The sequence below is a fragment of the Dehalococcoidia bacterium genome (assembly GCA_035574915.1).
Classification (GTDB): Bacteria; Chloroflexota; Dehalococcoidia; order DSTF01; family WHTK01; genus DATLYJ01.
Window position 1 is genome coordinate 1 of the sequence record DATLYJ010000137.1, and the last position, 17,925, is coordinate 17,925.

A 17,925-nucleotide genomic window follows, 5' to 3' on the forward strand; every position below is an offset into this window, starting at 1 on the left:
GGCGCCGACGTCTACAGCAGCGACGGCCACAAGCTCGGTGAGCTGCACCGGGTGGTGCTCAAGAGGAGCGACCTCAGCGTCACGCACATCGTGGTCGATATCGGCTTCCTCCGCTCGGGGCGGCCGATCTGGGAAGGCGGCGTCGGGCTCGACTACGACCGTGTCGTGCCCATCAGCGCCGTAGCCTCGGTAGGCGACGACCGCATCGTCCTGAACATGACGGCGGAGGAGTTCAAAGACGCGCCCGAGTACACGATCGAGAGCTTCGAACCGCCCGAAGACCTCACCCCCGGCGAGTTCGACATAACCGACATCGTGGATGCCGCCCACCGGATTGCCGACTATGTTGGCAGCGTAGGGGCGAATTACTGGCTCTTCGAGAAGCTGAACAAGCCCGCGGGCAGTGTGGACATCGCCGAGGGGACGCCGGTCTGGCGCCAGGAGCCGCACCAGAAGCTGGGCGAGGTGAGCCGCGTGCTGGTAGGCGCGGACGGCGTGGCCCAGGCCCTCGTGATCAGGCGCGGCTTCCTGCTCAAGCGCGACGTGATACTGCCGCTGCGCTACGTCACCGAGCTCATGGACGACCTCGTGCGCGTCGACATCTCGGACGAGCACCTGGAGGCGCTCAAGGAGTACGAGGGCCCGTAGGCGGAGAAGGCGCCGAGAGGGCGGGCGTTGCCCTTGTTACAATCGCCACGTGGACGAACATGCGCTTCGCGTGTTGGAGTACGACAAGGTCATCGACCGCCTGGCGAAGCTCACATCCTTCGCCGGAGGCCGCGATCTCGCCCTCGCCCTCCAGCCCTCGCCCGACTTTGACGAGGTGCTGCGGCGTCAGCGCCTGCTCGCCGAAGCCATCCGGCTCCGGCGCCTGCGGACGCCGCTGAACCTCACGAGCGCCTCGGACGTGCGCCCTGCCGTGGAGAAGGCGGCCCTGGGCGGCGTCCTCGACACGCACCAACTGCTGGAAATCGCCAACACGCAGCAGGTCGCCGAGACGGTGCGCGCGGCGACGGCCCGCCACGAGTCCGACATGCCCCTGCTCTGGGGGCTGGGGCAGTCCATCGTCGAACTGCGCAACCTGGTCGCCGAGATACTCAAGGCGATCGACCAGCGCGGCGAGGTGCTCGCCTCGGCGAGCCCGAACCTCGGCCTCATTCGGCGCGACATACGCATCGCCCACGACCGCCTCCACTCCAAGCTGCAGGAGTTCCTGGCCTCGCCGGCCGGAAGGCTCGCCGCCCAGGAGCCCATCGTCACTCTGCGCGACGGCCGCTACGTGATCCCGATCAAGGCCGACTTCCGCGGCGAGGTCCGCGGCATCGTGCATGACGTGTCTTCCAGCGGCGCCACCCTCTTCATCGAGCCGCTGGCCGTCGTCGACCTGGCGAACAAGTGGCGTGAGCTCCAGATCGAGGAGCAGCGCGAGGTCGAGCGCATCCTGCGCCGCCTCAGCGCCCTCGCCGGCGAGAACGCCGCCGTGCTCAAGGCGAACGTCGGCGTGCTTGCGCAGGTGGACCTCGTCATGGCGGCGGCCCGCCTCGCCGACGAGCTGACCCCGCACGATCGGACCTCGCTTCCGGACGCCGCGCCGCCCGAGCGTTGGCTCCTTTCCTTCAAGGACGGCGCGGCCGCGCTCGAGCTGCGGGAGGCGCGCCATCCCCTGCTTTCGGCGCCGGTGCCGATCAGCATCTCGATCGGCGGCGCCGACCGCGTGCTGCTTATCACGGGTCCGAACACCGGCGGCAAGACTGTCGCCCTGAAGACGGTCGGCCTGCTCGTCCTTATGGCCCAGTCCGGCCTGCCCGTCCCGGCCGAAGGGGCCAGCCGCATCCCGGTCTTCGAGGATGTACTCGCCGACATCGGCGACGAGCAGAGTATCGAGCAGTCGCTGTCCACCTTTAGCGGCCACATCAAGAACATAATCGGCCTCCTGCAACGCGCCGGCCCGACGTCCCTCGTCCTGCTGGACGAGTTGGCCGCCGGGACGGACCCGGCCGAGGGCGCGGCCCTTGCCCGGGCGCTGCTCCGGCACCTGATCGAGCGCGGCGCCCTGACGATCGCCACCACACACCACGGAGAGCTCAAGCTCTTCGCGCACTCGACGCCCGGCGTGCGCAACGCGGCCGTGGAATTCAACCCGGTGACCCTGGCGCCTACCTACAGGATCACGATCGGTGTCCCGGGCCGCAGCAACGCCCTGGCGATCGCCGCCCGCCTGGGGCTGCCCGAAGCGATCCTCAAGGACGCGCAGGCCTCGCTCTCTCCGGAGCAGGCGGAGATCGACGCCCTGCTCGACGACCTTCGCCGCGAGCGCGAGGCCGCCGCAGCCGCCCGCCAGCAGGAGGAGCAGGCGCGCAGGCGCGCCGAGGAGGCGCGCGCTCGCGCCGAGCAGCGTCTTGCCGCCATCGACGAACAGCGCGCCGAGCGCTTGGAAGAGGCCGCAACAGCGCTCGAGGAAGAGGTCGACGCCGCGCGGGAGGCCCTGGCGCGCGCCCAGCGCACCCTCCAGCGCCTGCACGCGGCCGGCGCCCCACCACGGGACCTCGAGGAGGCCCGGCAGGCGGTGGCCGAAGCCAGTGAGACGGCGAAGCGCATTCGCCGCCGCTCGCGGCGCCGGCGCCGCCCGCACACGCTCGGCCCGCAGGACATCAGGCCTGGCTATCAGGTGTGGCTGCGAGGCGTCCCGACACCGGCCGAGGCGCTCTCCGAACCAGACCGGCGAGGGGAGCTCGACGTCACTCTCGGCTCATTGCGCGCGCGCGTGCGCGTCGACCAGGTCGTCAGGGTCGAGAAGGCGGCGCCGGTGAAGCTGCAGCCCTCTGCGCTGCCCGCGCCGCCGCCGTCGTTCGCCGAGCAGATCGAGGTGCGTGGCCAGACGCTCGATGAAGCCCTGCCCAGGGTCGAGCAGTTCCTCGACCTGGCTTTTCGGGCCGGCGCGCCGCGGCTGCGCGTCGTGCACGGCAAGGGCACCGGCCGCATGAGGCAGGCAGTGCGGGAGATGCTGGCCAGGCACCCTCTGGTGAAGGACTTCGGCTTCGCCCCGCCGAACGAAGGAGGAGAGGGCGTGACCGTAGTGGAAATGGCGCTGTCCTGATGGCAGAAATCCGCATACTCCGAGAACGCGTCGTCGAAGCGCCGCCGGACCTGGTCTACGACTGCATAGCCGATTACACGAACCACCACGGCAACATACTGCCGAAGGAGTTCTCCGACCTGAAGGTCGAGAGCGGCCCGGGGCGGGGCCAGGGCACCCGCATCTCCTTCAAGATGACGATGGGCGGCCAGACGCGCAGCGCCCTTGCCGACATCACCGAGCCCGAGCCGGGCAGGGTGTTGGTCGAATCGGACCCGAACACGGGCATCAAGACCGTCTTCACCGTCGAACCTGCCAATGGCGGCAGCCGCGTCCGCTTCGACACCAGTTGGCGGCCCAGGGGCTTCCAGGGCCTCATCGAGCGCCTGATGGCGCGCCGGCTGCTCGAGCCGGTGTACGACCGCGAGCTCGAGCAGCTGGAGCGCTACGCCCGGAGCCGCATGGCGGCGGGCCAGGGTCAGGTCTCGTGACGCACGGCGCGCGCCCGCGGACCTGATGCCAGGCGGGCGAGGGCGCCGGTGGCCGCGCCCCAGACGACATGGGCCGCGATCATCAGGGCGTTGCGCCGCGCGGACTCATGCCCCGCGGACGGGAGCACATTCGCTGCCGGCAGCCAGCCAGCGTAGCTCCCTGCCCACACGCCGAGGCCAAAGATGACGCCGCCGAGGACCGAAGGGCCTCGCAGGAGCGAGGCGAGGAGCCCGTAGGCGGCGCCGGCGGCGGCGCCATACGCGAAGTGAGCCGCGAAGGTCAGCGTCCGCATCTCCGGCTCCGAGAGCTTCGGTGCCAGGCCGCTCTCCTCCACCAGCTTCTCGGTGATGTGACGCGGGGGGAGCGGGTGGCGTTCTCGTGGCGGCAGGCGGCGGTGGAGCGCGGCCATCGCCAGCGTCATGGGCAGCGTCGCCACCAGACCGGCGAGGGCCCCACCCAGCAGCCGCCGCGAGAGCGGATGAGGGCGCTCGATCGCCACCTCACGCTCGTCGAGCCGCCAGTCGAGGCCGGTCGCGGTCATGGTCCCTCCGGGAAAGTAAAACCGGTAACCTCTGGTTTCCTGGTCTTGCGCTTTCGCGCTGGTCCAGTAGCCGACGTTACCGGTGAGATGAGCTTAGGCGGCCAGGGCTGGCGATGTTATCAAGCCGCTGGCCAGCGCCATGCTGTTCTCATGCCAACTCCGGCCGCCTGCGGCAGTGGTCCGACCGAAATTAGTCCTTCGTGGCCACGAAGAATAGGCGCTTGAAGGGGAATATGGTGCCGTGCGCCGTCCTGGGGTACGCCCGGCGCAGCTTCGCCGCGTAGGCGGCGGTGAATGCGGCCGCTTCGCCTTCGTCCAGCATCGCCAGTACGGGCCGGAGGGCTGTGCCCTTTACCCACTCCAGCACCGGGTCGTCTCCCTGGAGGACGAAGTAGTACTCCGTCTCCCAGGCGTCGACCGTGAAGCCCTTCGGCCAGAGCGCTTCGATGTAGACGGGGAGGGCGCGCGAGCCGGGCGGCCGCCAGCCGTCTGCGAGCTTCGCTGCCCAGGGCCCTTCGCGAGCGGTGTCATTCAGGAGTGTGTGGGATTCGGCGTAGAAGTTAGCCGGCATCTGCACGGCGAAGCAACCGCCCGGCCGAACCAGTCCGGCAAGGCGGGGTATCAGCGACTCGTGGTCGTCCAGCCACTGCAGCGCTGCGTTCGAAAAGAGCAGGTCGCAGGCCTCGCCGAAGTCGGCGATATCGCCGCGGCGGAAGTCGAGGCGGCCGGGCCTTGCCAGGGCCGCTGCCTGCGCCAGCATCTCGGGCGAGGAGTCGAGGCCGACGACCCTGGCCCGCGGCCAACGGTCGGCAAGGCGCGCGGTGAGTTCGCCGGTGCCGCAACCAAGGTCGAAGATGCTCTCGTAGGCCCTGTCCGGAATGCGTTGCAGGAGCTCGAAGAAGGGGCGGGAGCGCTCGTCGCGGAACAGCGCGTACTGGTTCGGGTCCCAGGTGGTGGTCACGGCCGGTCAGGCGCCGGAGCCGCCGGGCGCCCGGCGCTGGCGCTGCTTTCGTCCGGACGCGCGGCCTCCAGGAACCCGCGCCCGGCGTCCGTCAGGCTGACGACGACGCGGCCACCCGCGTCAGGCTGCCGGTGGACGAAGCCGAGGTCCAGCGCGTCCTCCCAGACGGGCAGTCGCGGACATGAGGTGCGCCACGCGCGCATGACCGCGGCGTAAGGCCGCGGCTCGACGGCGAGCCAGCCGAGGAGGTCAAGGACAAGCGCGCGGTTCTCCATTGGGGCATAGGATAGGCGTATGTCCGTCGGGCTGTCCATTAGAAATCTTCGATGACTAACCGCGGGCCGGGCCAATAACCGGCTTGCCAGCGGCGCCGATCACCGGCCTGTCCAGCGTGGCTCGCGGCGCTCACGGAAGGCCCGCCCGCCCTCCGCCTTGTCCTCCGTCTGGACGCCGATCGCCCAGGCTTCGTTCTGGAGCTGCCGGTCCACGCCTTCGTGCGTGAGGTCGCGCACCAGCCGCTTTGTCAGCTCGATGGTGATCGAAGGCCCGGCGGCAATGCGTCCGGCGAGGTCCAGCGCGGCCGGCATCAGCTCGGAGGGTTCGACGACGCGGTTGACCAGGCCCCAGCGTTCCGCGGTAGCGGCGTCGACGGCGTCGCCGGTGAACATCATCTCCAGCGCGCGGGAGTCGCCGATTAGCCGGGGCAGGTGGAAGGTGGTCCCCGTATCCGGTGTCAGCCCGCGGCGGACAAAGACGGAGATGAAGCGAGCCTCCGTGGAAGCGATGCGTATGTCGGCGCTGAGGGCAAGCGACAGGCCGGCGCCGGCCGCGACGCCGTTCACGGCCGCGATTACCGGCTTCGGGAAGTGGTTCAGGGCCGTAAACAAGACGCCCCAGTGGCCGATGGCCCCTTCCTTCGAGCGGCGGTAGCCCGACGCTTCCGCCATTTTCGCCACCTCATCCGGGGTGTCGCCGCCGAGGAGGTCGGCACCGGAACAGAAGCCGCGGCCTTCGCCCGTGATTACCAGCACCTTACAGGCGTCCTGCACAGCGCCCCGCTCCAGAACGGGCAGCAGCTCGTACACCGTCCGGGCTCGCATGGCGTTCAGGCGCTCGGGCCGGCTGAGCGTCACGACCCAGACGCCGTCTTCGCGTTCTTCGACCTTGAGGTCCTGGTGCTGCATGTGGTACCTCCCGCCCGGTCAGGCCGAGTATAAGACGTCAGTTGCGGCGACCGTGCCCAGTCTGGCTTGCGCAGGCGGCCAAGTGGGCCGCGTCCTTGCCAAGGCGCATTCCCACGTCTGGGCGCGCTGGCGTAAGCGCGCGAGGCCGCCACGGGCCGCGTCGTTGCGACGGCGTCAGCCCGACGCCCTGCCCCCGTCTGGTGTGCGCGAGGCGGCCGCGTCGCGTCATTGCGAGGCCGAAGGCCGAAGCAACCTTTGGCGAGGCGTGCGCATGATGGGCGACCGAGGAGATGCGGCGTGTCAAGGGTTGCCTCGGATTGGCGGCCTCGCCAAGGCGCAGTAGCGGATCACCATGTTCTCGACCGATCCCCTTACCAGATTAAGCATTTTTTCAAATTTGCCGGAAATTCCCTTGTCAAGATGGCTCAACAGTGGTAATCCTTTGCCAAGCCTTTTCGCTGTCGACCTAGGAGGTGACGCTTGGACAAAATCAACGAACTAACCAACGGCGAGAAAGCGATCTCGCTTGGCGGCATCTTGATGCTGGTGGCCTCCTTCTTACCCTGGTACAAGGTGTCCTTCAGCTTCGGTGAGTTCGGCTCCGTAAGCGCAAGCGCGAGCGGCTGGGAAGCGCCGGGCGCCATCTGGTCGATCCTCGCGGTCATCATCGCGGTCGCGATGGCAGGCGTCGTACTGGCGGCGAAGTTCGGAAACGTCCAACTGCCCGACCTGGGCAGCTTCACCTGGGGCCAGGCCCTCCTCGCCGGCGGAGGCGCCGTCGTCGTCCTGATAGTCCTCAAGCTCATCAACGAATCCAGCAGCCTCTCTTACGGCTTCTACCTGGGCGTGATCGCTGCCGCGCTCCTGGCTGCCGGCGGCTACTTGCGCTACCAGGAGACCGGAGGGATGGCCAAGACCTGAACCTGTGCAGCGCCTTCGCGGGCGCTGTTTCGCTCCTAACCGTCAGCGAGGGGGCCCCGGCCTGGGAGCAGGGGCTCTTTTGCCTTCCCCGAGCCGTAGTCACCCCAGGCGCGACTGCCAGCGCTCGATCACGTCCGTGTTCACTACCGTGGGCGGCACGTGGCCGCTGATGCCGGCGATCAGGTTGTCGACCGCGAGGTCGATCATCGCCTGGCGGGTCTCGACCGTGGCTGTGCCTATGTGGGAAAGGATGAAGGCGTTGTCGAGCCGGAGGATTGGCTCCTCCGGGTCTGGCGGCTCCTTTTCGAGCACGTCCAGGGCCGCGCCGGCGATCCGGCGTCCCTCCAGGGCGCGCGTAAGGGCCGCCTGGTCGACCACCGGCCCGCGCGAGGTGTTGATCAGGTAGGCCGTGGGCTTCATGAGGGCCAGCTCGCGCTCGCCGATGAAGCCTCGCGTCGACGGGTTGAGGTCCACGTGCAGAGTGACGATGTCGGCTTCCCGCAGCAGGTCTGCCTTCTCGCGGTACTCGGCGAAGGGCGCTTCCGGCGGCGGCTCCCGGAAGAGGTCGTGGAACAGCACCCGCATGCGGAAGGCCTGGGCCCTTCGCGCGACGGCCCGCCCGATGCGCCCCAGGCCGATGATGCCCAGCGTCTTGCCATGCACGTCTACGCCGAAGGCCGGGGGCGCGGCCCGGCCCCAGCCCGTCTTCGCGTAGGCGGAGAAGGCGCCGAGGTTGCGGCAGACGTAGACGATCAGGCCCAGCGTCAGGTCCGCGACCGCCTCCGTGAGCACGTTTGGCGTGTTGGTGACCACGATGCCCGCCTTCGTGGCCGCCGCCAGGTCGACGTTGTCATACCCGACGCCGACCTGGGCGATAACGCGCAGCGGCGGCGGCACGGAGGCGAAGAACTGCGCGTCCAGGGGCGCGCTGTTGCCGCAGAGGAGGCCGACAGCGCCGCTGAGCGACTCCAACAGCTCTGCGCGCGTCAGAGGGCCGGCCGCCTGGCGCAGGCGCGGGGCGCAGACGGTCCCCAGGCGCGCCAGGGTCTCTTCGGGCAGGCGGGCGGTCACGAAGACATCGGCTGTCATGAGGGCTGCACTCCTTCGGCCCGCAGGCCGCCGGGACCCGCGGTCTTCTCGCCCAGGAAGTCGGTTAGCAGGCGGTTGACGGCTTCGGCCTGCTCTTCCGGCACCAGGTGGCCGGTCCGCGGCAGCACCACCAGCCGGCTGCCGGAGATGCCACGCGCCAGCGTCTCCCCGTGCCGCAAGGACACGATGCGGTCCGTGTCCCCCCAGATTATGAGCGTCGGCGCCCGAATTCGCCCCAGGTCGATGCGCGCGTCGCGGCGCCGGTCTCGCATCAGGCGCTGGTAGGCGCGCGTGTGACCGCGGATGTGGCCCGGCGCCTCATAGGCAGCGATCACTTCGGGAGTCAGGTAGGCGGGGTCGTAGACGGCCCTGCTCAGCCAGCGTCGCCGCACCGGGTGATTGTGGAGGACCGCGGCGACGAATGCCGGGACGAACGGCGCCAGCCAGGGACTGGCGCCAGCGGCCCGGAGCATGAAGTCGTCCGTGGTCGAAGCGATGAGGACGAGGCGTGCGACCCGCTCCGGGTACGCGACCGCGAAGCGCTGGGCGATTGACCCTCCCATCGAGTGCCCGACGAGGGCCACGCGCTCCAGGCTCAGGAGGTCTAGCAGGCTCGCCAGGTAGCCGGCTTGCGCCGTGAGGGACAAGTCGGCGACATCCCGGCTGGTGAACCCATGCCCGGGGAGGTCCACGGCGATGACGCGCCGGCCGCGCGCGATCTCCGGGAGGTTGAGACGGAAGCTGTAGGTTGAGGCGCCAAGTCCGTGAAGAAGCACGACGGCGGGCCCTTCGCCCTGGTCCAGGTAGTGGATGCGGCCGACTCCCGGGACGTGCGCGAGATGGCCGGGCGGTTTCGTCGCCTCCAGGTCCACGTACTCATAGCGCCGCGCCTCGAGGTCGCCGCCGAGCTTGGCCGCGGCCAGGCCCGCACCGATGAGCGTAAGGAGGCTCCCGGACCGCACGCAGCGAGTATGCCAGAGGTAGCAGTTCAGCCGGTCAGCGGTCAGCACTTCAGCCGGTCAGCATTGCAGGAGGGCGCCGCTCGAAGTGCCTTGCTCGCTGACGCCCCGAAGCCCACTGACCGAAGTGCTGAAATCCTGAAATCCTGAAGTGCTGCAGTTCAGCCGGTCAGCGGTCAGCACTTCAGCCGGTCAGCATTGCAGGAGGGCGCCGCTCGAAGTGCCTTGCTCGCTGACGCCCCGAAGCCCACTGTCTGAAGTGCTGGAACCCTGAAATCCTGAAGTGCTGAAATGCTGAAGTCCTCCCCCTGTACTCTTTTCCAGCGGAAGCGTATTGTTGAGATCACGGATGCATAGGCGGCCCTGAAGGGAGCTATCGAAGACTTCGATAAGCAGGGCGAAGTGGGATGGCGGTGACTCGGAGGGCGCTTCATGACCCTGGACGCTGACGACGGAATCCTGCGGCGGCGCTGGAACGTAGATATCGGTAGAGGCACCGAGAGCTGGGAAGCGGACGCGGGTGACCGGCCCCTCGACTACGCCGACGCCGGAGATGAGCGTCTCGTTATCCTTCTCGCCGGCCGCGACGTTCGGGCCCTGGAGACCCTGTACGACCGCTACGGCGATTACGTCTACTCGGTCTCTCTACGAGTCGTCGGAGACCCGCAGCTGGCGGAGGACATAGCGCAGGAGGTGTTCCTGCGGCTGTGGCGACGGCCGGACCTGTTCGATGCCGCGCGCGGGCGCTTCGTCACCTGGCTGCTCAGCGTCGCCCGTAACCGGGCGATCGACGAGCGGCGGAGCCGCGACCGGCGCTTCCGGCACGAGAACCCGCAGGGCCTCGAGTCGGAAGAGTTGCCGGCCCGGGCCGAAGACCCGGTCGACACGGCGCTGCACGCGGACGACCGGGTGTTGATCCAGAGGGCCCTGGCCCTCCTGCCCAGGGAGCAGGCGGACGCGATAAGGCTGGCGTACTTCGGCGGCTACACACAGCAGGAGATTGCGGAGGGGCTCAAGCAGCCGCTCGGCACGGTGAAAACAAGGATCAGGCTGGGCCTTCAGAAACTCAGGGCGGTGCTGATCGAGCAAAGGGACGGTCGGTAACACTTTGGACTGCGAGCCGGTCCGCGAAGACATCGAAGCATACGTACTGGGAGCGCTCGATGCATTCTCGACGCGCCGGCTCGAAGCGCACGTCCGCACATGCTCCTCCTGCCGTGACCTGATCCGCGCTTACGGCCCCACCGTGGGCCTGATTGCCCTCTCCGCCCCCCTTCAGCGCGCGCCCACCCGACTCAAGGAACGCGTGCTTGGCGGCGTCGGCGCTTACAGCGCGACAGTGAGCCCCGTCACGCTCGTAAGGTCGTCCCGCTGGTGGGCGGCGGCCGCCGTGATCTTCCTCGGCCTGGGCATCGGCGCCGTCGCCTGGGCCTTCGTCCTCTCGGCGCAGGTTAACGACTTGCGCCGCGACAACGCGGCCCTGGCTGAGCTTAGCCAGGCGGGCGCGGAGGACCGGACTCGCATCCTCCAGCTCCAGGCTGATGTCAACACCGCAAAGTCGCAGCAGCGCGCCATGGAGGCCGTCATCTCCGACCAGCAGGCCCTCATCCGCCTGGCCCTCGACCCCGACCTCATACCGACAGATATGCAGGGTACGGAGATCGCGCCCCAGGCCCACTGCCGCTACGTCTGGAGCAGTAGCCAGTCGATGGGCGCCCTGAACTGCCAGAACCTGCCCTCCATCAGCTTCGCGCTCACTTACCAGCTGTGGATGGTGCGCGGCGACCGCACCCTGAGCATGGGGACGTTCGCGGCCCGTCCGGACGGCACGGCGAGCCTCCTGTACAAGCCGAGCGGCGAGGGCTCCGGCTCAAGTCTCGGTCCGATTACCGACATGTTCGTGACCCTGGAGTCGGCCTCCTCGGTCGCCCGCCAGCCGAGCCAGGAGGTGCTGCTCCGGCGTGTCGCGCGCGAGTCGGAGCTCGCGGCCCGCTGAGGCTCAGCGGCGAAGTCCGCCTGCGCCTGAGGGCACTGGTCCCTACGCTCTCGAGCGCCGGGGCTGGCGGCGCCGTCTCCCTGCACGGCCCAGGAGGAGCCACGCGACCAGCAGGCCGATGCCCATCACCAGCGGCGCCGGCGGTGATGGCGCCGGCCCCGGCGCCGGCGGCACCCGCGCTCGCTCTGCAGCCGACTTCGCCCGGCGGCGCTCCAGTTCCAGCCTCAAGCTCTCTTCGCCCTTTCGCATCGCCCAGTGGTGGCTGTGGCTGAACAGCGGCCGGAAGAACGCGGACGTATAGCGCAGCACTGGCTTCCGCCCCCGGACACGCCAGTCGTAGGTGACGTCGACGAAGTCGCCGTCCTGGGACAGCGTCCACCGCCCTGTGCCCTCGAGGTCGCCCCAGGCTTTGAGGCCGAAGCCTCGCGGCGGGTCCGAGTCCGTCACGGCAAAGTGCCAGTTCAACTTCACCGGCAGCCAGCCCTTCGCCTGCACGCGCACCACCATGTCCTTCCGTTCCGGCCCGCCCGACTGGATCTCGAGCGCGTCCAGGTAAACGGAAGGCCACCAGCGGGGCAGGCCCTTTGCGTCCTGCAAGATCTCATAGACCTCTTCGCAAGTGCCGCGCACGCGCCAGCGGCTGATGAAGTGGTAGTCGTTAGCCGCCACCACGGCCTCCGTGAACGGCGTCACGCACCACGGGTGGCTTGGAAGCCCGCATCTGTGGCATCTTAGACCTTTGCCGGTCCAGGCCGTAACTCACTCCAGCACCGTCGCCACGGCACGCGACCATTTCGCCCGCCGGCGTGACGACTGCCCCTCTGTGGAGCGCGTGTTGGAGTGCAAATCCCCCGGTCCTGACCCGGCGCCCCGGAGCACAGGTGTCTGACAACCAGGTCCTCAAGTACCTCAAACGCTACAGGCTCCGCTACTTCCTGGGCTTCCTCGCCCTGGTCGGCGCATCCCTCGTCGTCATGCTGCCACCCGTCGTCGTCCGCGACGCCGTCGACGCCATCGGCAAAGGCACGACGCGCGGTCAGCTCGCGACCTACGGCGGCTACATCATGGCCCTCGCCCTGCTCGAGAGCATCCTGCGCTTCGCCGCCCGCCATCTCGTCTCCGGCACTTCTCGTTATGTCGAGTATGACCTCCGCACCGACCTGGCCACCCGCTTCATGGCCCTCGACCAGCGCTTCTACACGGAGTCTCAGACCGGCGACCTCATGGCCCGCTGCACCAACGACCTCCAGGTCATCCGCGACCTCATGGGCCCGACGCTCATCGACATCCTCCGCATCATCACGATGGTCGCTATCGGTTTCGGCTTCCTGCTGACCATCGACACCCGCCTCGCGCTCATCGCCATCGCCTACTTCCCCATCATCGGCTTTGTCGTCGTCTACTTCCGGGTCGGCGTCGAGGCAAAGTTCCGGGCCGTGCAGGACCAGTTCGGGCTCATCGCTACGCGCGTGCAGGAGAACATGTCCGGCATGCGCACCATCAAGGCCTACGCCCAGGAGGACTCCGAGACCGCCACCTTCATCGAGGCTAACCGCGAGATGAAGCGCCGTTCGATGTCCTGGGCCTACTACACCTCCGCAATGTGGCCGCTCATGGCCGTGCTCACGGGCGCCTCGACCATCCTCGTCTTGTGGTTCGGCGGCCACGATGTGGTCGAGGGGCGGATAACCACCGGCCAGTTCGTGCAGTTCAACACCTACCTGGCCGTGCTGGCGAATCCCATCATGTCCCTCGGCTGGACCGTGACCGCCCTCCAGCAGGGTGCCGCCGCCATGAAGCGGGTCTCCGAGATCCTCTCGTCCGTCCCGCGCATCCGCGACCCCGAGCACCCCACTCACCTCGATCACGTCCGCGGCGAGATCGAGTTCCGCGACGTCACCTTCGGCTACCGCGACCGTCCAGTCCTCGAAGACATCAGCCTGCGTATCCCCGCCGGCAGCACTGTGGCGCTCGTTGGCAGCACGGGCGTCGGCAAGACAACCCTCGTCAACCTAATCGCCCGCCTCTATGACCCCTGGAAGGGGCAGGTGCTGCTCGACGGCGTCGACGTGCGGGACCTCTCCCTCGAGCAACTGCGCGAGGCCATCGGCTTCGTGCCCCAGGAGACGTTCCTGTTCTCCGACAGCCTGCGCGACAACATCGCCTACGGCCGGGCCGAGCCGTCGCCGGAGGAGCTCCAGTACGCGCTCGAGACCTCCCAGCTCGTGAACGACCTGCCCCAACTGACCCACGGCATCGAGACCGTGATCGGGGAGCGCGGCCTCACACTCTCGGGCGGCCAGAAGCAGCGCACCGCCCTCGCCCGCGCCCTCCTGAAACGCCCGCCCGTGGTCATCCTTGACGATGCCCTCTCTCACGTGGACACCCATACCGAGGAGGAAATCCTGAAGCGCCTCAAGGGCTTCATGGAGGAGCGCACCACGATCATCATCGCGCACCGCACCTCCACGCTTGCCAGCGCCGACATGATCGTCGCCCTCGAAGACGGTCGCATCGCCGAGGTCGGCACTCACGACGAGCTTCTGCGCCTCAACGGCGTCTACGCCCGCTTCTACCGCCGCCAGCAGCTGGCCGAACAGCTCGCGGAGGACGAGGCCGTCACTCCAGCCGAGGTGGAGCAGGGCGGCCCCGGAGTAGGGGCGCCTTCATGAACCAAAGGCAGGCTCTCCATTCCCGTCCCCTCGACGGCCGTGGTACCAGGGGCCGCGGCCGGCCCCGGCGCCCAGCCAAATCCCGGCCGCCAACCCGGCCAGGGGGTCGCCCATGACGATGAACATCGAGTGGGACGAAGACGAAGTAATCGGGAAGGTCTACGACGCCCGCATCGCCCGCAGGCTCGCCGCCTACCTGCGTCCTTACATCATGCCGATCGCGGTTTCCGTGGTGCTCCTCATCGGGGTCTCCGCGGCTGAGATCGTTGGCCCTCTGATCCTGAAGGAAGCAATCGACGGACAGATCCTGAAGGGCCGCACGGACAGGCTTGGGCTGCTGGTACTACTCTACATCGGCTCGCTGGCCGCCATCTTCGTGATGCGGTACGCCCAGGCCGTCCTCATGGCCTACGTGGGCCAGAGCGTGATGATGGACATGCGCGTCCAGTTGTTCAGCCACCTCCAGCGCATGTCCATAGCCTTCTTCGACCGCAACCCCGTGGGCAGGCTCGTCACCCGCCTCACGAACGACATTGCCACACTGGAGATGGTGATCTCTCAGGGCGTCGTCCAGATCGTGACGAACCTCCTCATGCTCGCCGCGATCGTCGTTGTCCTCCTCGTGCTCGACTGGAAGCTGGCGCTGCTCATGTACCTCCTGTTACCGCCCCTGGTCCAGGCCGTGCGCTACTTCGCCTGGACACAGCGCGACGGCTACCGGGAGCAGCGCGCCTGGCTGGCGCGCATCAACGCCTACCTCAACGAAAACATTACCGGCATGGCCGTGATCCAGCTCTTCAACCGCCAGCACGAGAACCTGCGCCGCTTCGATGTCCGCAACCGCGGCCTCCTCAACGCGAACCTCAGAGTCCTCGCCTGGTACGCCATCTTCGAGCCGACGGTCGTGATCTTCGGCGCCGTCACGACCGCGCTCATACTCTGGTATGGCGGCGGCCGCGTCCTGGAGGAAACGCTGACCCTTGGCACACTCGTCGCCTTCATCCAGTACATGCAGCGCTTCTACTGGCCCATTCGCGACCTCTCCGACCGCTACACGACGCTCCAGTCCGCCATGGCCTCCTCCGAGCGCATCTTCGGCGTCCTCGATGAGCAGGAGGAGGTCGTGGACCCGCCTCACCCCGTGCACCTCCAGGACGTCCAGGGCCGCATAGAGTTCCGCAACGTCTGGTTCGCGTATGACGACGACAACTGGGTCCTGAAGGACGTCAGCTTCACCCTCGAGCCCGGCGAGAAGGTGGCGATCGTCGGCGCGACCGGCGCGGGCAAGTCGACGATGATGTCGCTCCTCAACCGCTTCTATGACATCCAGCGCGGGCAGATCCTCATCGACGGCATCCCCATCGTCGACGTGCCCCAGCGCGAGCTGCGCAGGCACGTCGGCCTCGTCCTGCAAGACGCCTTCATCTTCACCGACTCCGTCGAGGAGAACATCCGCATGCGCGATCCGTCGATCTCGCTCGACCAGGTGAAGGCCGCCGCCCGCCTGGTGGGCGCCGATTCCTTCATCATGCGCCTTCCGGAGGGCTACTCGACCGTCCTCGCCGAGCGTGGCGCCAACCTCTCGACGGGGCAGAAGCAGCTCCTCGCCCTCGCCCGCGTCGCCGCCTTCGATCCCGAGATCGTGCTCGTCATGGACGAAGCGACCGCCAGTATCGACCCCGAGACCGAGGCCTTCCTCCAGCGCAGCATCCGCGCCGTGACGGCCAACCGGACATCGATCATCATCGCGCACCGTCTGAACACGATCCGCTTCGTGGACCGCATCATCGTCCTCAGCGGCGGCCGCATAGTGGAGACCGGGACGCATGAGGAGCTGCTGGCCCGGCGCGGCACCTACTTCCGCCTCTACGAGCTGCAGTACAAGGACCAGGACCTGGTCGCCTGAGACGCGCCGCCTTTAGCGCGCGCGCCTGGGGCGATAGGTCTGGCGCTTCGGACGACCTTCGCTCGAGTAGCGTGATACGGACGTGTCGCGCGCCGAGGCAGTCTGGCGGCACTTGCCGCAGGGGATGCTTAGCGTGCAGCCGGGTGTGCCGGACGGGCAGGTGGGTCGTCGCACTAGCGGGCCCTCCTTTCCTTCGGGGGCGCCGCGCGCCGCCCTCAGATTCGGGCCTTTTCCATGTGCAGAAACGCGAACAGCTGTGTCCTCATGCCGTCAGAGAACGTCAGCAGCCGGCCCTCGCGGTTGTAAAGGCGGTAGCGGATGTGGTCCTGCAAATAAGGCGATACCTCCAGCAGGACCTCGCCATCGTTGGCCACTACCGTGATGCCCTCTCCGCAGGCCATGAACCCGTCGGTCTGGGCCACGAGCTCCCCGGAAGAGTCGTAGAGCTTGAAGGCGATGAGCGCCTCCCCGCCCGAGGAACAGGCGATGCGCAGGAGAGTCTCGCGCGTCGACGTGTCGATGAAGTCTGTGCTCGCTCCCGGCCGGTTTCGTCCCATCCTCATCGCGTCGAAGCACCTCGTTCCTGGCAACTGCTCCGTGATTCGCGGAAAGAGCGCAAGCGCTCCAGGCCTTAGCTCCGGGGTTCGAAAGGGCGGGTATTGCGGGGTCGGACCGGGGAACTGCCGCGAGTTTAGCACACCGGGGCTGCAGCGACCGCGACCATTTCCCTCGCGGCCTCCGTGGTCTAACCTACCCTAACCACGCGCAGCGAGGTCCGGCATGACCACCAACCGCCTCAAGTTCGGCATCTTCATGGCCCCCTTCCACCGCGCGGGCGAGAACCCGACGCTGGCGCTCGAGCGCGACCTCCAGCTCATAGAGCACCTCGACCGCCTGGGCTTCGAGGAGGCCTGGATCGGCGAGCACCACAGCGCCGGCTGGGAGATCATCGCCGACCCGGCGATCTTCATCGCGGCCGCCGCCGCCCGCACCAGGCACATCAAGCTCGGCACCGGCGTCACCAGCCTGCCCTACCACCACCCCCTCATGGTCGCCGACCGCATGGTCATGCTCGACCACCTGACGCGGGGCAGGGCGATGCTCGGCGTCGGCCCCGGCGCCCTGACCTCGGACGCCTACATGATGGGCATCGAGGCCACGACCCAGCGCCCCCGCATGGACGAAGCCCTCGCCGCGATCATGGCGCTTCTCCGCGGCGAGGTCGTGAACATGCACACGGACTGGTTTACGCTCAGGGAAGCCCGCCTCCAGATCGCGAACTACACCGAGCCCCACCTGCCGGTCGCCGTTGCCGCTTCCTTCTCACCCGCCGGGCCCACTGCTGCCGGCAAGTACGGCATCGGGCTCCTTTCCGTCGCCACCCACCAGCCCGGCGGCCTGGAGGCCCTGAAGCGCACCTGGTCCTGGGTAGAGGAAGCGTACGAGAAGGCCGCCGAGGAGAGCGCGGGCAGCAAGCGCCGCGCCTCCCGGCGCAGGAACGGCGCCGCCCCGGGACCAACGCCATTCGTCCCGCCGCCTCCCAACCGCGCGGACTGGCGCATTGTCATGCCCTTCCACCTCGCGGACTCGCGCGACGAAGCCATCGAGCAGGTCAAGGACGGCTACATGGCCTACGCCCAGTCCTACTTCGCCGAGACCCTGGGCAGGCCGATGGTAGCCGCGGGCCAGGGGCTTCCCACACCGCGCGAAGCCGTCGAGGCCGTCATCGCCCGCGGCGGCGCCATCATCGGCACGCCGGACGATGCCGTCGAGGCCGTTGAACGCTTGCTGGACATGTCGGGCGGCTTCGGCGGCATCATGTTCCAGGCCCACGAGTGGGCTTCGACCCCGAACACCCTGCGCAGCTTCGAGCTCTGGGCAAGGTACGTAGCCCCGCGCTTCCAGGCTCAGACACGCACCCTGGAGAACCGCGACTGGGTCGCCGCCAACCGGGCCACGATCTTTGCCGAGAACACCCAGGCGATCGCCAACGCCTTCACCGACGCCGGCAAGGAGCTGCCTTCGCTCATGCAGCAGCGCCTCGCCCAGCGCCGCCCTGGCATCCTCTGAGAGGACGCCTTCTCCCGTTCTCGGTCGCCAGCGCCGCAAGCTGGGCGTCTGCGGTCAG

At 68.2% G+C, this 17,925-nt stretch carries 17 protein-coding genes; 9 read left to right on the plus strand and 8 right to left on the minus strand.

All coding sequences use genetic code 11. The annotated features are described in order from the left end of the window. The 3 genes from VNN10_12700 to VNN10_12710 form a co-directional block, all read left to right on the plus strand. The coding region (locus tag VNN10_12700; GenBank protein HXH22878.1) for a hypothetical protein at positions 1-648 on the plus strand (648 nt) is incomplete at its 5' end. 49 nt (positions 649-697) lie between these two features. After that, a complete protein-coding gene (locus VNN10_12705) occupies positions 698-3,097 on the plus strand; it encodes an endonuclease MutS2 (GenBank protein ID HXH22879.1) in 2,400 nt (799 codons plus the stop codon). Continuing rightward, positions 3,097-3,567, plus strand: coding sequence for an SRPBCC family protein (locus VNN10_12710; protein ID HXH22880.1), 471 nt, complete (start codon positions 3,097-3,099; stop codon positions 3,565-3,567). Before VNN10_12705 ends, VNN10_12710 begins: the two co-directional genes overlap by 1 nt. Here the strand turns inward: VNN10_12710 and VNN10_12715 are convergent. From VNN10_12715 to VNN10_12730, 4 genes are all read right to left on the minus strand, one after another. After that, entirely contained in the window at positions 3,555-4,109 is a 555-nt protein-coding gene (locus tag VNN10_12715; protein HXH22881.1) for a DUF1440 domain-containing protein, read from the minus strand. The genes VNN10_12710 and VNN10_12715 overlap by 13 nt on opposite strands. Before the next feature lie 190 nt (positions 4,110-4,299). Continuing rightward, complete coding sequence (locus VNN10_12720; protein ID HXH22882.1) at positions 4,300-5,070, minus strand: methyltransferase domain-containing protein; 771 nt, start codon at positions 5,068-5,070, stop codon at positions 4,300-4,302. Then, positions 5,067-5,345: a hypothetical protein gene (locus VNN10_12725; protein ID HXH22883.1), complete on the minus strand. Its 279-nt coding sequence runs from the start codon at positions 5,343-5,345 to the stop codon at positions 5,067-5,069. Before VNN10_12725 ends, VNN10_12720 begins: the two co-directional genes overlap by 4 nt. A gap of 99 nt (positions 5,346-5,444) precedes the next feature. Further along, entirely contained in the window at positions 5,445-6,254 is an 810-nt protein-coding gene (locus VNN10_12730; GenBank protein ID HXH22884.1) for an enoyl-CoA hydratase/isomerase family protein, read from the minus strand. A gap of 480 nt (positions 6,255-6,734) precedes the next feature. Here VNN10_12730 and VNN10_12735 point away from each other — a divergent pair, with 480 nt between their 5' ends. Then, entirely contained in the window at positions 6,735-7,175 is a 441-nt protein-coding gene (locus VNN10_12735; protein ID HXH22885.1) for a hypothetical protein, read from the plus strand. A 99-nt stretch (positions 7,176-7,274) separates the two neighbouring features. Here VNN10_12735 and VNN10_12740 read toward each other — a convergent pair whose 3' ends face one another. Both VNN10_12740 and VNN10_12745 read right to left on the minus strand, forming a co-directional pair. Next, positions 7,275-8,264 carry a D-glycerate dehydrogenase gene (locus VNN10_12740; GenBank protein HXH22886.1) on the minus strand — a complete coding sequence of 330 codons (990 nt, stop codon included), beginning with the start codon at positions 8,262-8,264 and terminating at the stop codon, positions 7,275-7,277. Continuing rightward, the gene (locus tag VNN10_12745; GenBank protein ID HXH22887.1) at positions 8,261-9,226 is read right to left on the minus strand and encodes an alpha/beta fold hydrolase; all 966 of its coding nucleotides are present in this window, start codon (positions 9,224-9,226) and stop codon (positions 8,261-8,263) included. Before VNN10_12745 ends, VNN10_12740 begins: the two co-directional genes overlap by 4 nt. Positions 9,227-9,655: 429 nt before the next feature. Between VNN10_12745 and VNN10_12750 the strand changes: the two genes are divergently transcribed. Together VNN10_12750 and VNN10_12755 are read left to right on the plus strand one after the other, a co-directional pair. Continuing rightward, positions 9,656-10,327, plus strand: coding sequence for a sigma-70 family RNA polymerase sigma factor (locus VNN10_12750; GenBank protein ID HXH22888.1), 672 nt, complete (start codon positions 9,656-9,658; stop codon positions 10,325-10,327). 4 nt (positions 10,328-10,331) lie between these two features. Then, positions 10,332-11,219, plus strand: coding sequence for an anti-sigma factor (locus VNN10_12755; protein HXH22889.1), 888 nt, complete (start codon positions 10,332-10,334; stop codon positions 11,217-11,219). Between the two features lie 42 nt (positions 11,220-11,261). On the opposite strand, the gene VNN10_12760 is transcribed toward VNN10_12755, so the two are convergent. Next, complete coding sequence (locus VNN10_12760; protein HXH22890.1) at positions 11,262-11,912, minus strand: SRPBCC family protein; 651 nt, start codon at positions 11,910-11,912, stop codon at positions 11,262-11,264. A 188-nt stretch (positions 11,913-12,100) separates the two neighbouring features. Here VNN10_12760 and VNN10_12765 point away from each other — a divergent pair, with 188 nt between their 5' ends. Both VNN10_12765 and VNN10_12770 read left to right on the plus strand, forming a co-directional pair. Further along, positions 12,101-13,891: an ABC transporter ATP-binding protein gene (locus VNN10_12765; GenBank protein HXH22891.1), complete on the plus strand. Its 1,791-nt coding sequence runs from the start codon at positions 12,101-12,103 to the stop codon at positions 13,889-13,891. 112 nt (positions 13,892-14,003) lie between these two features. Continuing rightward, positions 14,004-15,797 (plus strand): ABC transporter ATP-binding protein, encoded by a 1,794-nt coding sequence (locus tag VNN10_12770; protein HXH22892.1) that lies wholly within the window; start codon positions 14,004-14,006, stop codon positions 15,795-15,797. Between the two features lie 215 nt (positions 15,798-16,012). Here VNN10_12770 and VNN10_12775 read toward each other — a convergent pair whose 3' ends face one another. Then, on the minus strand, positions 16,013-16,360 hold the full coding sequence (locus VNN10_12775) for a hypothetical protein (GenBank protein ID HXH22893.1): 348 nt from the start codon (positions 16,358-16,360) through the stop codon (positions 16,013-16,015). Positions 16,361-16,577: 217 nt separating this feature from the next. On the opposite strand from VNN10_12775, the gene VNN10_12780 reads away from it, so the two are divergent. Continuing rightward, entirely contained in the window at positions 16,578-17,867 is a 1,290-nt protein-coding gene (locus tag VNN10_12780; GenBank protein HXH22894.1) for an LLM class flavin-dependent oxidoreductase, read from the plus strand. Positions 17,868-17,925: the final 58 nt, after the last annotated feature.

Coding starts and splice junctions, on each gene's coding strand:
- VNN10_12710 (HXH22880.1), top strand. CDS start 3,097: ATGGCAGAAATCCGCATACTCCGAGAACGCGTCGTCGAAGCGCCGCCG.
- VNN10_12715 (HXH22881.1), bottom strand. CDS start 4,109: ATGACCGCGACCGGCCTCGACTGGCGGCTCGACGAGCGTGAGGTGGCG.
- VNN10_12725 (HXH22883.1), bottom strand. CDS start 5,345: ATGGAGAACCGCGCGCTTGTCCTTGACCTCCTCGGCTGGCTCGCCGTC.
- VNN10_12730 (HXH22884.1), bottom strand. CDS start 6,254: ATGCAGCACCAGGACCTCAAGGTCGAAGAACGCGAAGACGGCGTCTGG.
- VNN10_12740 (HXH22886.1), bottom strand. CDS start 8,264: ATGACAGCCGATGTCTTCGTGACCGCCCGCCTGCCCGAAGAGACCCTG.
- VNN10_12750 (HXH22888.1), top strand. CDS start 9,656: ATGACCCTGGACGCTGACGACGGAATCCTGCGGCGGCGCTGGAACGTA.
- VNN10_12770 (HXH22892.1), top strand. CDS start 14,004: ATGACGATGAACATCGAGTGGGACGAAGACGAAGTAATCGGGAAGGTC.
- VNN10_12775 (HXH22893.1), bottom strand. CDS start 16,360: ATGAGGATGGGACGAAACCGGCCGGGAGCGAGCACAGACTTCATCGAC.
- VNN10_12780 (HXH22894.1), top strand. CDS start 16,578: ATGACCACCAACCGCCTCAAGTTCGGCATCTTCATGGCCCCCTTCCAC.